Below are 15,193 nucleotides of genomic sequence, written 5' to 3' on the forward strand. Positions count from 1 at the left end.
CCGCTCCTTCTTCCCTCGCTGCCGGCAGGCGGCGAGGAACGATCGCGGCTGACGGAGGATAGAAGATTGTCACAGACATCGCATGGCGTCGGCGGGGTCAGCTATGACGCGAAGAAGCGGACATGGCCGGCCGAATTCAACGTCTTCCTGGCGCTCGTCATCCTCGTTATCGTCTTCGAACTGATCGGCCGCATCTTTCTCGGCGACTCCTTCCTGTTCAACACCCGCGACAATGTCGCAGGCATCTTCAATGAGGCCCGCCTGCAGATCATCATCCTGCAGGTGTCGATCGTCGGCATCATCGCCATCGGCGTCACACAGGTGATCATCTGCGGCGGCATCGACCTGTCCTCGGGCTCGATTGTCGGCGCCACCGCGATGATCGCCATGAGCTTTGCCCAGGTGGCGACGGTCAACGGCAATCCCAACCCCAAGGCGATGTTCCTGGCGCAAGGCTGGACCGACCTGCCGGTCATCGTGCCGGTGCTGGTTGCGATCGGCTGCGGCATGCTCGCCGGCCTGATCAACGGCTCGTTGATCGCCTACACGCGCATCCCGCCATTCATCGCCACCCTCGGCATGATGATCACCGCGCGCGGCATCGCCAAATGGTGGTCCAAAGGCCAGCCGATCTCGTTTCCCACCGACAGTTTTGCCGCCATCAGCACCGGCTCGAGGCCGGTCATCATCTTCCTGGCGCTGGCGGTGCTGTTCCAGCTGATCCTGACCTATACGCGCTACGGCAAGCATTGTTATGCCATCGGATCCAACGAGGATGCCGCGCGCATGTCCGGCATCAAGATCCCCAATCACAAGATCCTCGTTTACACGATTGCCGGCATTCTTGCCTCGCTCGCCGCGGTCGTGTTGTGCTCCAAGAACCTGACGGCACAGTCCGGCATGGGTGTGATGTACGAGCTCGACGCCATCGCCATGGCGGTCATCGGCGGCGTCTCGCTGTCGGGCGGCCGAGGCTCGATCATAGGCACGGTGATCGGTGCGCTGATCTTCGGCGTCATCATCTCCGGCTTCACCTTCCTGCGCCTCGACGCCTACTATCAGGAGATGGTCAAGGGCGTGATCATCGTCGGCGCGGTTGTGCTCGACCAGTGGCGTCAACGCATGCGGGCATTGAGGGCTTGACCATGTCAGACATCGTCCTGAAGACCGAAAACCTCACCAAGCGCTATGGCGGCGTGCATGCGCTGGAAGGCGCCAATTTCGAGCTGCGCAAGGGCGAACATGTCGCCATCATGGGCGACAACGGCGCCGGCAAATCGACCTTCGTGCGCCAGATCACCGCTGTCGAACAGCGCACCAGCGGCCAAATCTGGTTCGACGGCAAGGAAGTGAATTTTGCCGGCCCAATCGAGGCCCGCACGGCGGGCATCGAGACGGTCTTCCAGAACCTGGCGCTGGCCGACGATCTCGACGTGCCGTCAAACCTGTTCCTCGGTCGCGAAAAGGTGTTGTTCAACCTCGGCCCGTTCTCGATCCTCGACCGCAAATACATGCGCAAGGCGACGGAGGCGGCGCTGATCCGCACGGCAGTGAAAATCCCCAATCTGTCCAACACCATCCGCCACATGTCGGGCGGCCAGCGGCAATGCGTGGCGATCGCCCGGACCGCAACCTTCGCCTCCAAGCTGATCATCATGGACGAGCCGACGGCGGCGCTCGGCGTGCAGGAGACGGCGCAGGTCGAAAACATCATCCGCACACTGAAGGACAATGGCGAGCCGCTGATCCTGATCAGCCACAATATGCGCCAGGTGTTCGACCTGTGCGACCGCATCGTCGTGTTCCGGCGCGGCCGCATCGTCGCCAATCTGCGCAAGGAAAACACCGACGGCAACGACATCGTCTCCTACATCACCGGCGCCAAGACCGGGGAGGCGGAACTCGCGGCCTAAACAGGATGATCATCCGGTTTCCGGAACGATCTGACGCGCTGACCAATTCCGGGAAAGTGTGAAACGGTTTTCCGTCCGGAATTGCGCCAAAACAAGAAGTACCCTTGCCACCTTCCCCTCAGGGGAAGGTGGAGACACAACTCTCTCGAACCCCATCCCCCTAGAGGAAATACTCCATGACTGTTCGTTTCGCCCTCCTCGGTGCCGGCCGCATCGGCAAGGTCCACGCCCGCGCCGTCGGCTCCAACCCACAGGCCAGACTGGTGGCCGTCGCTGATGCCTTCGAAAAGGCGGCGACCGAGCTGGCGACTGCCTATGGCGCCGAAGTGCGCACCATCGACGCGATTGAAAAATCAAAAGACATCGACGCCGTCGTCATCTGCACGCCGACCGACACCCATGCCGATCTGATCGAGCGCTTCGCCAAGGCCGGCAAGGCGATCTTCTGCGAGAAGCCGATCGACCTTAACGCCAAGCGCGTGGAAAAATGCCTGGCCGTGGTCGACAAGGCCAAGGCGACGCTGATGGTCGGCTTCAACAGGCGTTTCGATCCGCATTTCGCCGCCGTGCGCAAGGCGATCGACGACGGCGCCATCGGCGCCGTCGAGATGGTCACCATCACCTCGCGCGATCCGGGCGCGCCGCCGGTCGACTATATCAAGCGCTCGGGCGGCATTTTTCGCGACATGACCATCCACGATTTCGACATGGCGCGCTTCCTCCTCGGCGAGGAGGTGGTGGCGGTCAGCGCCCATGCCTCGGTGCTGGTGGACAAGAAGATCGGCGAAGCCGGCGATTTCGATAGCGTCAGCGTCATCCTCGAGACAGCGTCCGGCAAACAGGCCATCATCTCCAACTCGCGCCGCGCCACCTATGGCTACGACCAGCGCATCGAGGTGCATGGCTCCAAGGGCATGGTCGCCGCCGAAAACCAGCGGCCGGTGTCGATCGAACTGGCCAATGAGAAGGGCTATACGCGCCCGCCGCTGCACGATTTCTTCATGACCCGCTATCTCGACGCCTACGCCATCGAGATCGCCGCCTTCATCGCCGCCGCAACCTCGGGCAAGAAGGCATCGCCGAGCGGCGCCGACGGCCTCGTGGCACTGAAGCTGGCCGATGCGGCGCTGAAGTCGGCGACGTCAGGCAAGACCGTCCGCCTCGACTAGTAAGAACCCACAGGAGCAGCGCGATGAGCACATCAGCCGATCGCAATTCGAAGACGCGCGCCATCGTCACCGGCGGCGCGCAAGGCATCGGCTTTGCCGTCGCCGCAGCGCTGGCCGACGAAGGCTGCCGGGCGCTGGCGCTCATCGGCCGCTCGCAGGAGAAGGGCGACAAGGCCGTCGCCCATTTCAAGAAAGCCGGTGTCGACGCCATCTTCATCAGCGCCGACGTTTCGAAAGTGGCCGACTGCAAGCGCGCGGTCGCCACCGCGATCTCGCATTTCGGCACCATCAACGCGCTGGTCAACGCCGCCGCCACTTCCGCGCGCGGTTCGCTGGTCGAGACCTCCGAAGAGGTTTTCGACCAGATTTTCCAGACCAATGTGCGTGGCCCGTTCTTCCTGATGCAGGGCGTGGTGGCGCATCTGCTGGAGAAGAAGGCACCCGGCTCGATCGTCAACGTGCTGTCGATGTCGGCGCATTGCGGCCAGTCCTTCCTGGCTCCCTATTCCTCGAGCAAGGGCGCGCTGGCGACGCTGACCAAGAATGTCGCCAACGCCTATCGCTTCAACCGCATCCGCTGCAACGCCGTGCTGCCCGGCTGGATGGACACCGAAGGCGAGGACATCGTGCAGAAGAAATGGCACGGCGGCTCCGACGACTGGCTGGAAAAGGCCGAGGCCGGCCAGCCGATGGGCCAGTTGGTGAAGCCCGACCAACTGGCGCGGCTGATCAGCTACATGGCCAGCCCGCAATCCGGCGTCATGACTGGGTCGCTGGTCGACTACGACCAGAATGTTGCGGGGACGTCGCCGGAGTAAGGCCGGCGCCGCGGCCGGCCCCTTTCTCCCCGTCACTATACGGGGAGAAATGCCCGGCAGGGCAATGAGGGGCAGCACCGACTTTGACAGTTACAGGGTCGATTGAAGTAGCGCTTTTCGCCCCCGTCCTATCCTCCGACGCAAGCGCCGCCCCTCACCTGCCTGCCGGCATCCTCTCCCCGTATAGTGACGGGGAGAGGGGCGCTCTCGCCGGCGATTTCGCCAACTCATTTACGGCACGTGACAAACACCCCGGCTTCGATTATATGAGCCTCATGATCAACCTGTCCGCCACGTATTGGTACTTTAGCAGCTCGCTGGCGGCGGGAGGATTGCGCTCGATCTGAAGATTGCAGCAACAAGTCCGAACAGCCGCCAGACCTGGCGGCTTTTTTGTTTCAGCCGGCAGGTCTCCTAAAAACAGGAGCAGAAAGCCGTGTTGACCACCACAGACGACCTTCGGGTCACCGAAATCAGGGCATTGAGCACACCGGAAGAGGTGATGCGCGAGATACCGCGCACGCTGACGGCGACGCGCACCGTCGCCACGTCGCGCAACGCCATCCATTCCATCCTTACGGGGGCCGACGATCGACTGCTTGTCATCGTCGGCCCTTGTTCCATCCACGATCCGGTCGCGGCCGTTGACTATGCCAGCCGTCTGGCGGCGCTGCGCGAGACCCTGTCCGACCGGCTCGAGATCGTCATGCGCGTCTATTTCGAGAAGCCGCGCACCACGGTCGGCTGGAAGGGCCTGATCAACGATCCCGACCTGGATGGCAGTTTCAACATCGAGAAAGGGTTGCGCATGGCACGCAACGTCTTGTCGGCCGTCAACAATCTCGGCCTGCCGGCGGCGACCGAGTTCCTCGATATGACCATCCCGCAATACATTGCCGACCTCGTCGCCTGGGGCGCCATTGGCGCGCGCACCACCGAAAGCCAGATCCACCGCGAGCTGGCATCGGGCCTGTCCTGCCCCGTCGGCTTCAAGAACGGCACCGACGGCAATCTCAGGATCGCCGCCGAGGCGGTGAAATCGGCTGCTCAGCCGCACCATTTCATGGCGGTAACCAAGGGCGGACGCAGCGCAATTGCTGCAACCACCGGCAATGAGGACTGCCATGTCATCCTGCGCGGCGGCGTTCAGCCGAACTACGACGCGGCAAGCGTCGAAGCGGCCTCGGTCGAACTCGCCCGCATTGGTGTCGCGCCCCGGCTGATGATCGATATCAGCCACGCCAACTCGAGCAAGAAGCCGGAGAACCAGCCCAAGGTTGCGGCCGATGTCGCCGGCCAGGTGGCGGCTGGTGACGAGCGCATCATCGGCGTCATGATCGAGAGCAATCTCGTCGCCGGCCGGCAGGATGTGGTCCTTGGCAAGCCGCTGGTCTACGGCCAGAGCATCACCGATGGCTGCATCGACTGGGCGACCACCGAGACGGTGCTGCACGGCCTCGCCGGCGCCGTCGAATGGCGCCGCTCAACCCGCCGCGCCATGCTGGAGAGCCGGCAGGGCGCGGCTTGACGCTTGCCGGCGTTTGCTCGGCACGCACCCCCACCCTAACCCTCCCCAGGGAACGCTGCCGCGTGCCATCATCGAAACCGAACTTCTGCTGGTTTGCTGGGTTTCAGCGCCTACGCAGTCTCCCTCCCCCTTGTGGGGGTCCGAAGGACGGGCGAGACCCGTGGCTCGCCCCGGCAGGATTAAGGGTGGGGGTATTCGTAAAGCGCAAGGGCCCAGGCCATAGGCGGCGATTGCACTGCGGCGGGTAGCAGCAATCACGCCGCCTTCAAACCGTGCCAGGCGGTCAGCACCGAAACCACAACCAGAAGCAGTCCGGCCGCCCGGCCGGCAAATATGGTCGCCCGCGGATTGGCGACCAGCAGATTGCGGCTGCGCCCGGCTGACACTGCGAGCCCGCCATAGACGGCAAATTGCGTGGCGACCGTCATCAATCCCATGATGGCCGCCTGCATCCAGATCGGACCATAGGCCGGCTTCAGGAACTGCGGATAGACCGCAAAGACGAAGAGATAGGCTTTGGGATTGATCAGGCAGATCACCAGCCCCTGGCGAAACGCCTTCCATGCGGAGCGGCTGCCGGCCGGCCCGTCTTGGCCGACCTTGATCGAACTGCGTATCAGCGTCAGGCCGATATAGGCCATGTAGACGGCGCCGGCGATCAGCAGCGGGTTGTAGAGGATCGGCACGAAGTGCATCAGCAGGCCGACGCCGACGGCGCCGTTCAGCGTATGCACCATGCCGCCCGTCATGATGCCGCCGGTCGCGGCAAGCCCTCTGTTGCCGCCGCCGGTCAGTGCATTGGCAAGCACGAACAGCATATCCATTCCGGGCACGATGATGATGCCGAACAGCAGGATAAAGAAAAGCCAGAGATTCTCTGCATAACTCATGTCAGTTGCCTGTCGCTTCCTGCCAGTGTGCCGTTGGGGAGTTTGTTGATTTTCAACCCGATAGGCAGTCCAATAGATCATCCCAACTGACGGGGATGTGTCAGTAGCGTTTTGATCGGGAGAGGAAATGCGCAAGGCGTCGCGCCTGTTCGAGATCATCCAGATCCTGCGGCTGGCAAGGCAGCCGGTGACGGCGGCAATGATCGCCGGGCAGCTGGAAGTGACGGTCCGCTCGATCTATCGCGACATCGCCGCACTGCAGGCGATGCGCGTGCCGATCGAGGGTGGGCGCGGCATCGGTTACATACTGCGCCCCGGCTTCGATCTGCCGCCGCTGATGTTTTCGATCGAGGAAATGGAGGCGATCGTGCTGTCGCTGGCGCTGCTGGAGCGCACGGGCGACAGCGAACTCAAGCAGGCGGCCAAGCGCGTCAGCGCCAAGATCGCCGGCGCGGTGCCACCGCCCTTGCGTCAGGCGTTCGACGCCAACGCGTTGCATGTCTGGGGTTTTGCCGCGCCATCGATCGGCGCGGTCGACCTAGCGCTGGTGCGGCGCGCCATCCGCGACGAGGAAAAGCTCGACCTCTCCTATCGCGACGAAATGGGCCGCGCTTCCGAGCGGCTGATCCGCCCAATCGCACTGATCTACTATGCCGAGACCGCCAACATCGTCGCCTGGTGCGAACTGCGCCAGGCGATCCGCAATTTCCGCAGCGACCGCATCGAGGCTTGCCAGCCGACCGGCCTGCGCTTCAAGGGCGAAGGCGATCGTTTGCGGCAGGTCTGGGTCGACGGTTGGGAGACGAACGCTGTGGCCGCAGCCGGCTAGAGCGGTTCATCGTTTCACGGAACCGGCGAACCGCTCTATCTCTTTGTTTTTACGCAATTCCCAAGGGAAAGCGCTCCGCGCTTTTCCCGGGAAAACCGCACACACTTTTCCTGGAATTGCTTAGGCGAGCAGATACTACCGCACGTCCACCCAGCGCTTTTCCTCGAACGAGCGCGCCATGGCGTGCACGGTGCGCTCGATCTCCAGCCCTTCAGCGAATTCGATCACGCGCGCCGGCTTGCCGGCAAGCCGCGTCAGCAATTCGTGGCATTCGATGGTCTTGAGGTCGTTGAAGCCGAGGCCGTGGCCCGGCGCCGGCAGGAAGGCGTCGTAGGGTTTGTGGTGCGGCGCCACCAATATGGTGCGATAGCCTTGCTCGGTCGGGCGGTCGGCGGTGACATAGAGCTGGATTTCGTTCATCCGCTCCTGGTCGAACAGGATCGATCCCTTCGAGCCGAAGATCTGGATGGCGATGCGGCCCTTGCGACCCCAGGCCGAGCGGTTGACCAGCAGCGTGCCGGCCACACCGTTTTCCAGATGCATCAGCACGCTGGCGATGTCGTAGGTTTCGACTGCACGGCGGCCGCCGGCGTCGACCCGGCGGTCGGCATAGGGTTTGGACATGTCACACATGACGCGGGCAACACGGCCGAACAGGGTGCTGACCAGCGACAGCGGATGCACAGCGAAATCGTCGAGCGCGCCATAGCCCGACGCGGCTTCATGCTTCCAGAAGAACCGCGCTTCCGGGTCGGCCATGAAATCCTCATCCATCTCGATGCGCAGATGGTTGACCTCGCCGATGATCTTCTCATCGAGCAGCGCGCCGATGTGGCGGATCGCCGGACTCTGTATGTAGTTGTAGCCCAGCGCCGCCACCTTGCTGGACTTCTTCGCCGCGGCCGCCATCGCCTCGGCGTCGGCAAAGCTCGGCGCCATCGGCTTTTCGCACCACAAATGCTTGCCGGCTTCGAGGATGGCGATGGCCATTTCCGGATGGAACTGGTTGGGTGTGGTCAAGGAGACGATATCAACCTCGGGATCATTGACCACCGCGCGCCAGTCGCCGGAGGCCTTTGCAAAGCCGAACTCGCCCGCCTTGCGTTCGGCAAGCTCCTCATTGACCTCGCCAAGATGAACCAGTTTTGGCTTGGCGACATCCGGAAAGACGGCACCGACGGCGCTCCACGCTATGGCGTGGCACTTGCCCATGAAACCCGTGCCGATAAGACCGACGCCGACCATCTTCTTCTCCACTGGATAAAATCCTCGATGGATGAATTAGTCCATTTTGTTCTGAAATGGAATGTCTGCCTCATTTTTTATGGCGTTCTTGCGCAGGCTCGCTATGATGAGGCACAGAGGACGTTCTCAAAGAGGGAGCATGATGTTGTCCGAAAACCGCTTCACACTTTTCGGCATCATGCTCTAGATGAGCTTGGACGGGGCGACGATGGACGAACGGGTACCTCGCGATTTCGAGACGCTGCGCGCCACGATCCTCGATCGGCGTGAAACCTTGCCCAAGCGCATCGCCCAGATCGCCGCCTACGCGCTCGACAATCCTGATGACATCGCCTTCGGCACCGCCGCCAGCATCGCCGCTTCGGCCGGTGTGCAACCCTCGACCCTGATCCGTTTTGCCCAGCAGCTTGGCTTCGACGGCTTCACCAGCCTGCAGCAGGTGTTTCGCGAGCGGCTGCGCGAGCGCAACTCCTCCTATGACGAGCGCTTGCAGGCGCTGCGCGCCAAGGCCGATGCGGGTGCGGGCCACCGCGCCATCTTCGATGGCTTCGTAGCTGCCGCCAGCACCTCGCTCAACGACATTTCGCGCACGCTGGACGAGGCGCATCTGGAAGACGCGATCTCGCTGCTGGCCAAGGCCGAGACCATCTATGTGCTCGCCAAGCGCCGATCCTATCCGGTGGCGAGCTACATCGCCTATGCGCTGGGCAAGCTGAAGATCCGCAACCAGCTGATCGAATCGGCCGCCGGGCTGAATGCCGAGATGGTCGCCTTTGCCACGCCGGCCGATGCCGTCATCGCCATCAGTTTCTCGCCCTACGCGCCGGCCACCATCGAGGAAGCCCGCACCATTTCCGAACAGGGCGTGCCGATCGTCGCCATCACCGACAGCTCGTTTTCGCCGCTGGCGCAATTCGCCAGGGTGTGGTTCGAAGTCGCCGAGGCCGATTTCGCCGGCTTCCGCTCGTTGTCGGCCACCATGGCACTGGCCATGGCGTTGACCGTCGGCGTCGGCGAGAAGCGGCGCAGCACAAGCCGCAAGCGCAAGGCCTAGATCACCTCTACGGCCGCCTCGCCTGCCGCCGAAAGCCGCGCCGCGTCACGCGCCGGTGGCGCTCCGAACTGGCGGGCATATTCCCGGCTGAACTGGGAGGCGCTCTCATAGCCGACGGCAAAGGCGACGCTGGCCACATTGCCTGGCTGGGCAAGCAGGAGATGGCGGGCCTCCAGCAGCCTTATCTGTTTTTGATACTGGATCGGGCTCATCGCCGTCGCCGCCTTGAAGTGACGGTAAAAGGCAGCCTTGCTCATATGGGCTATCTGGGCGAGGTCGCTGACCCGGATCGGCTGATGGCAATGCGTCCGGATCCAGGCGATCGCCTGGCCGATGCGGGACAGATGGCCATCGGCGCGCGCAAGCTGGCGAAGCTTCCCGCCCTGCGGTCCTTGTAAGAGCCGAAACAGCATCTCGCGTTCGAGCATGCTGGCCAGCACGGGTATCTCGGCCGGCCGGTCGAGCAGCCGCATGATGCGCCGCAATGCGTCGAGCAAATCGTCATTGACGGGCGAGGTGGAGAAACTGTCGCCGCCAAGCGCCGGTTCGTGCTCGACAAGGAGGGCGGCGACGGCCTGCAGATCAAGGGTGAAGCCGATGGCGAGGTAGGGACGCGCGACGCTCGCTTCGACCAACTGGCTGATGGTCGGCGTCTCGACAGTGTAGATGAAATAGCTGGCTGGATTGTAACGAAGAGCCCGGTCGCCGATCAGAACCGTCTTGGCGCCCTGCAGCACGAACAGGATCCCCGAACCCCACACGCCCGCCACTGGTGCCGTAGTGACTTCGCTGCGGCCGATGGAAACGCGAGGAATAGCCGTAGCCGTTCGTCGCCCGCGCGCATGGCGGCCGGCGATATCGATCAGCTCCCGCAGCGCCTCGCTCATGGCACGAGCATCGCGCATCCACACGCGCCGCGCAACCGTCGTGAGAGGATCAGGCAAGAGCGGGAGAGGTTTCAGCGCGCGACGTTGCCAAGGATACGCCATCTCAGGGTCTTCGACATGCACAGAAGGAGAGCTCTAAAATGACGACATCGAAAAGTGCTGTGGTTACCGGCGCCAACAAGGGCATCGGCCGCGAAATTGCCCGACGATTGGCGACGATGGGCTTCAAGGTGTGGCTCGGCGCCAGGGATGCCGAACGCGGCATGGCGGCAGCGCAGGAATTGCGCGCCGAAGGCCTGGACGTTCAATGGCTTGAGCTGGATGTCACACAGGACGACAGCGTGGCGGCCGCCGCCAAAACCGTCGCCGCAGAAGGCCCCGGTCTCGACGTACTGGTGAACAATGCGGGCATCGCCATCAATTATGAGCTGCCGCCGAGCGAGCAGCATCTGGCCGATATCAGGGCAACCTATGAGGTCAATGTGTTCGGTCCGATCCGCGTCACCCAAGCCTTCCTGCCGCTGCTGTTGGCAGCACCGGCCGCGCGCATCGTCATGGTCAGCAGTTCGACCGGGTCGATCGGCCGCGCGCTCGATTCCGGCACCCCGAACCAGGCGGTCAACCTGCTGGGCTACGGCAGCTCCAAGACGGCGCTGAACGCCATCACCGTGGCCTTCGCCCGGGAACTCGGGCCGAGCGGCATCAAAATCAACGCCGCAGCACCCGGCTACACCGCCACCGACCTCAACGGCTTTAAAGGCCACCGCACCGTGCAGCAGGCGGCCGAGATCGTGATACACTTGGCGACCCTGGATGCCGATGGTCCGAAGGCCGGCTATTTCAACGACGATGGCCCGCTCCCCTGGTGAACGGAGCCGGCCCCGAAGTCCCCACCCCTTTGTGCCACTTTTAAGAGAAGGAACGCTCATTCCATATTGACTATGGATTGGAATTATTATTTCATATTGGCGGCGTCACGCTGCCGCTCGCGCGTGTCCCCCAACTAGGTTGCTCAAGACAACAAGACTGACGGGAGGTTCCAATGAGCGAAGCCGTGGACGCGAAATACGCTCCGCTCGATGTCATCACCATCGGTCGCGCTTCCGTCGACCTTTATGGCCAGCAGATCGGCTCGCGGCTGGAGGATATCGGCTCCTTCGCCAAGTCGGTCGGCGGCTGTCCGGCCAACATCTCGGTCGGCACGGCGAGGCTCGGCCTGCGCTCGGCGCTGCTCACCCGCGTCGGCGACGAGCAGATGGGCCGCTTCATCCGCGAACAGCTGCGGCGCGAAGGCGTCAATGTCGACGGTCTCAAGACCGACAAGGAGCGGCTGACGGCGCTGGTGCTGCTTTCGGTCGAGAGCGAAGGCGTCTCGCCGATGATCTTTTACCGCTCGGATTGCGCCGACATGGCGCTGGCGCCGGAAGACATCGACGAGGCCTTCATCGCCTCGGCGCGTTCCATCGTCGTCACCGGCACGCATTTTTCCCGCCCCAACAGCGACGCCGCCCAGCGCAAGGCGATCCGCATCATCAAGGCCAAGGGCGGCAAGGTGGTGTTCGACATCGACTATCGCCCCAATCTCTGGGGTCTCGCCGGCCATGCCGAAGGTTTCGAGCGCTATGTCAAATCCGACCGCGTCTCGGCGCAGCTGAAGACCGTGCTGCCCGATTGCGACCTCATCGTCGGCACCGAGGAAGAGATCATGATCGCTTCCGGCGCCGATGATTGCCTGAGCGCGCTGAAGACGATCCGCGCGCTGTCGTCGGCCACCATCGTTTTGAAGCGCGGCGCCATGGGCTGCATCGTCTATGACGGGCCGATCAGCGACGATCTGGAAGACGGCGTCGTCGGCAAGGGTTTTCCGATTGAGATCTACAATGTGCTCGGCGCCGGCGATGCCTTCATGTCCGGCTTCCTGCGCGGCTGGCTGGGTGGTGAAGACCATGCGACTGCGGCGACCTGGGCCAATGCCTGCGGCGCCTTTGCCGTGTCGCGGCTGCTCTGCGCGCCGGAATATCCGACCTTCGAAGAGCTGCAGTTCTTCCTCAAGAACGGCAGCAAGCATCTCGCCTTGCGTAAGGACGAGGCGATCAACCACATCCATTGGGCAACGACCCGCCGGCGCGACATCCCCTCGATGATGGCGCTTGCCTGCGACCATCGCGTCCAGCTCGAGGACGTCGCGGCCAAGACCGGCGCCGATCCGGCCCGCATCCGCGACTTCAAGGTGCTGGCGGTCAAGGCGGCAGCAAAAGTCGCCGCCGGCCGTGACGGCTATGGCATGCTGATCGACGAGAAGCACGGCCGCGAGGCGATGTTCGAATTCGCCAGGCATCCCTTCGCCTGGCTCGGCCGGCCCGTCGAACTGCCGGGCTCACGGCCGCTGCGCTTCGAATTCTCGCAGGATATCGGCTCGCAGCTGGTGGAATGGCCGGTGGACCACTGCATCAAATGCCTGTGCTTCTACCATCCCGACGATCCGGCGGCGCTCAAGGAAGAGCAGCAGCAGAAACTGCGCGCGCTGTTCGAGGCGGCGCGGAAGGTCGGGCGGGAATTGCTGGTCGAAATCATCGCCGGCAAGCACGGCAGGCTCGACGACACCACGATCCCGCGCGCGCTGGAAGAACTCTATGCGCTTGGCATCAAGCCGGATTGGTGGAAGCTCGAGCCGCAGGCCTCGGCCGGCGCCTGGGCCAAGATCGAGGCCGTCATCCTCAAGCACGATCCGTGGTGCCGTGGCGTCGTGCTGCTTGGGCTGGAAGCGCCGCAGGACGAGCTGGAAGCTGCCTTCGCCGCGACCGCCAAGGCGCCGATCGTCAAGGGCTTCGCCGTCGGCCGCACCATCTTCGTCCACGCCGCCGAACAGTGGTTGGCCGGCAAGATGTCGGATGACGAGGCGATCGCCGACATGGCGTCGCGCTTCGAACAGTTGACCGAAGCGTGGCTTGCCGCGCGTGGCCGTAAAGCAGCATAAAGGCGCGGCACAGGACTGCGGAGGAAAACACTATGACGAAGACAATCCGCCTGACGATGGCGCAGGCGCTGACCCGCTTTCTCAGCAAGCAGATGACCGAGATCGACGGCAAGAAAGTGCCGATCTTCGGCGGCGTCTGGGCGATTTTCGGCCACGGCAATGTCGCAGGGATCGGCGAGGCGCTCTATCAGGTGCGCGATGAACTGCCGACCTTCCGCGCCCACAATGAACAGGCGATGGCGCATGCGGCGATCGCCTATGGCAAGGCTAATTTCCGCCGCCGCTTCATGGCCGCGACCTCGTCGATCGGCCCGGGCGCGCTCAACATGGTGACGGCGGCAGCCCTTGCGCATGTAAACAGGTTGCCCGTCCTGTTTTTGCCGGGCGATGTCTTCGCCAACCGCATCCCCGATCCGGTGCTGCAGCAGGCCGAAGATTTTTCCGACGGCACGGCGACGGTCAATGACTGCTTCCGTCCGGTGTCGCGCTATTTCGACCGCATCACCCGGCCCGAGCAGATCATCCCGGCGCTGGCGCGGACCATGCAGGTGCTGACCGATCCGGCCGATTGCGGCCCGGTGACGCTGTCGCTGTGTCAGGACGTGCAGGCCGAAGCCTATAACTATCCCGAAAGCTTCTTTGCCGAGCGGGTCTGGCACCAGCGCCGGCCGCGTCCGGACCGGAATGAGCTTGCCGCTGCGGTTGCAGCGCTGAAGGGTGCGAAGAAGCCGCTGATCATCGCCGGCGGCGGCGTGCTCTATTCGCAGGCCTCCGCCGAACTGGCAAAATTCGTCGAAGGCGCCGGCATTCCCGTCTGCGAGACGCAAGGCGGCAAGTCCTCGCTGCCGGACAATCACCCGCTCAACATGGCGGCTGTCGGCGTCACCGGCACATCGGCCGCCAACCGGCTGGCCGAGGAGGCCGATGTCGTGCTCGCCATCGGCACGCGCCTGCAGGATTTCACCACCGGCTCGTGGGCGCTGTTCAAGAATTCCGGCAAGACCATCATCGGGCTGAATGTGCAGCCTTTTGACGCCGGCAAGCACCGCGCGCTGCCGCTGGTCGCCGATGCGACCGAAGGGCTCGCCGAACTCGGTGCTGCGCTGAAGGGCTGGAAGGCGCCTTCCGCCTGGACCGACAGTTCGGCCACCGGCAAGAAAGCCTGGCAGGCCGATGCCGGCAAGGTAACGGCCTCGACCAATGCCGCCTATCCCTCGGATGCTCAGGTGATCGGCGCCGTGCAGCGCGCCCTGGGCTCCGGCGTGACCTTGCTGCATGCCGCCGGCGGTCTGCCCGGCGAGTTGCACAAGCTCTGGCAGGCCGGCGCGCCCGGCTCCTACCACGCCGAATACGGCTTCTCGACCATGGGCTATGAGATTGCCGGCGGCCTCGGGGCGAAGATGGCCAAGCCCGATGAAGAGGTCGTCGTCATGATCGGCGACGGCTCCTACCTGATGCTGAATTCCGAGATCGCCACCTCGGTGATGCTCGGCCTCAAGCTCACCATCGTGCTGCTCGACAACCGCGGCTATGGCTGCATCAACCGGCTGCAGATGGCCACAGGCGGCGCCAACTTCAACAATCTGCTGAAGGACTCGCGCCACGAAATCCTGCCCGACATCGACTTCGCCGCACATGCCGCCAGCATGGGCGCAATCGCCGAAAAAGTGCCGTCGATCGCCGGCCTGGAAAACGCGCTGCGGAAGTCGAAAAAGCACGACCGCACCACCGTTCTGGTCATCGACACCGATCCGCTTGTTTCCACCGATGCCGGCGGCCATTGGTGGGATGTGGCGGTGCCGGAAGTCTCCGCGCGCAGCCAGGTCAACGCAGCACGCAAGGCCTATGACGAAAAGCGGCAGATGCAGAGCGTGGGTGACTGA

The 15,193-nt window shown here is 63.5% G+C and carries 13 protein-coding genes; 10 read left to right on the top strand and 3 right to left on the bottom strand.

Going from position 1 to position 15,193, the window contains the following annotated elements; translation table 11 throughout:
• Nucleotides 1-66 precede the first annotated feature (66 nt).
• The 5 genes from ACYHH6_RS05705 to ACYHH6_RS05725 all read left to right on the top strand — a co-directional run bounded on the left by ACYHH6_RS05705 (nt 67) and on the right by ACYHH6_RS05725 (nt 5,428).
• The gene (locus tag ACYHH6_RS05705) at nt 67-1,143 is read left to right on the top strand and encodes an ABC transporter permease (RefSeq protein ID WP_352582733.1); all 1,077 of its coding nucleotides are present in this window, start codon (nt 67-69) and stop codon (nt 1,141-1,143) included.
• 2 nt (nt 1,144-1,145) lie between these two features.
• A complete protein-coding gene (locus ACYHH6_RS05710; RefSeq protein ID WP_112559919.1) occupies nt 1,146-1,913 on the top strand; it encodes an ATP-binding cassette domain-containing protein in 768 nt (255 codons plus the stop codon).
• Between the two features lie 176 nt (nt 1,914-2,089).
• A complete protein-coding gene (gene iolG / locus ACYHH6_RS05715; RefSeq protein WP_352582731.1) occupies nt 2,090-3,082 on the top strand; it encodes an inositol 2-dehydrogenase in 993 nt (330 codons plus the stop codon).
• A gap of 23 nt (nt 3,083-3,105) precedes the next feature.
• Nucleotides 3,106-3,900 (top strand): SDR family oxidoreductase, encoded by a 795-nt coding sequence (locus ACYHH6_RS05720; protein ID WP_352582729.1) that lies wholly within the window; start codon nt 3,106-3,108, stop codon nt 3,898-3,900.
• Between the two features lie 436 nt (nt 3,901-4,336).
• Nucleotides 4,337-5,428: a 3-deoxy-7-phosphoheptulonate synthase gene (locus ACYHH6_RS05725; RefSeq protein ID WP_352582727.1), complete on the top strand. Its 1,092-nt coding sequence runs from the start codon at nt 4,337-4,339 to the stop codon at nt 5,426-5,428.
• Between the two features lie 254 nt (nt 5,429-5,682).
• Here ACYHH6_RS05725 and ACYHH6_RS05730 read toward each other — a convergent pair whose 3' ends face one another.
• Nucleotides 5,683-6,318, bottom strand: coding sequence for a LysE family translocator (locus tag ACYHH6_RS05730; protein ID WP_112559923.1), 636 nt, complete (start codon nt 6,316-6,318; stop codon nt 5,683-5,685).
• Nucleotides 6,319-6,445: 127 nt separating this feature from the next.
• Between ACYHH6_RS05730 and ACYHH6_RS05735 the strand changes: the two genes are divergently transcribed.
• The gene (locus ACYHH6_RS05735) at nt 6,446-7,147 is read left to right on the top strand and encodes a helix-turn-helix transcriptional regulator (protein WP_352582725.1); all 702 of its coding nucleotides are present in this window, start codon (nt 6,446-6,448) and stop codon (nt 7,145-7,147) included.
• Nucleotides 7,148-7,282: 135 nt separating this feature from the next.
• On the opposite strand, the gene ACYHH6_RS05740 is transcribed toward ACYHH6_RS05735, so the two are convergent.
• A complete protein-coding gene (locus ACYHH6_RS05740) occupies nt 7,283-8,392 on the bottom strand; it encodes a Gfo/Idh/MocA family protein (protein WP_352583285.1) in 1,110 nt (369 codons plus the stop codon).
• Between the two features lie 208 nt (nt 8,393-8,600).
• On the opposite strand from ACYHH6_RS05740, the gene ACYHH6_RS05745 reads away from it, so the two are divergent.
• Nucleotides 8,601-9,446 carry a MurR/RpiR family transcriptional regulator gene (locus tag ACYHH6_RS05745; protein ID WP_352561245.1) on the top strand — a complete coding sequence of 282 codons (846 nt, stop codon included), beginning with the start codon at nt 8,601-8,603 and terminating at the stop codon, nt 9,444-9,446.
• Here ACYHH6_RS05745 and ACYHH6_RS05750 read toward each other — a convergent pair.
• Entirely contained in the window at nt 9,443-10,351 is a 909-nt protein-coding gene (locus ACYHH6_RS05750) for an AraC family transcriptional regulator (protein ID WP_435053194.1), read from the bottom strand. The genes ACYHH6_RS05745 and ACYHH6_RS05750 overlap by 4 nt on opposite strands.
• Before the next feature lie 122 nt (nt 10,352-10,473).
• Here ACYHH6_RS05750 and ACYHH6_RS05755 point away from each other — a divergent pair, with 122 nt between their 5' ends.
• From ACYHH6_RS05755 to iolD, 3 genes are all read left to right on the top strand, one after another.
• Entirely contained in the window at nt 10,474-11,202 is a 729-nt protein-coding gene (locus ACYHH6_RS05755) for an SDR family NAD(P)-dependent oxidoreductase (protein ID WP_352582723.1), read from the top strand.
• A 173-nt stretch (nt 11,203-11,375) separates the two neighbouring features.
• Complete coding sequence (locus tag ACYHH6_RS05760; RefSeq protein WP_352582721.1) at nt 11,376-13,310, top strand: bifunctional 5-dehydro-2-deoxygluconokinase/5-dehydro-2-deoxyphosphogluconate aldolase; 1,935 nt, start codon at nt 11,376-11,378, stop codon at nt 13,308-13,310.
• Between the two features lie 32 nt (nt 13,311-13,342).
• A complete protein-coding gene (gene iolD, locus ACYHH6_RS05765) occupies nt 13,343-15,193 on the top strand; it encodes a 3D-(3,5/4)-trihydroxycyclohexane-1,2-dione acylhydrolase (decyclizing) (RefSeq protein WP_352582719.1) in 1,851 nt (616 codons plus the stop codon).

Source organism: Mesorhizobium sp. P171375 (assembly GCF_057786075.1).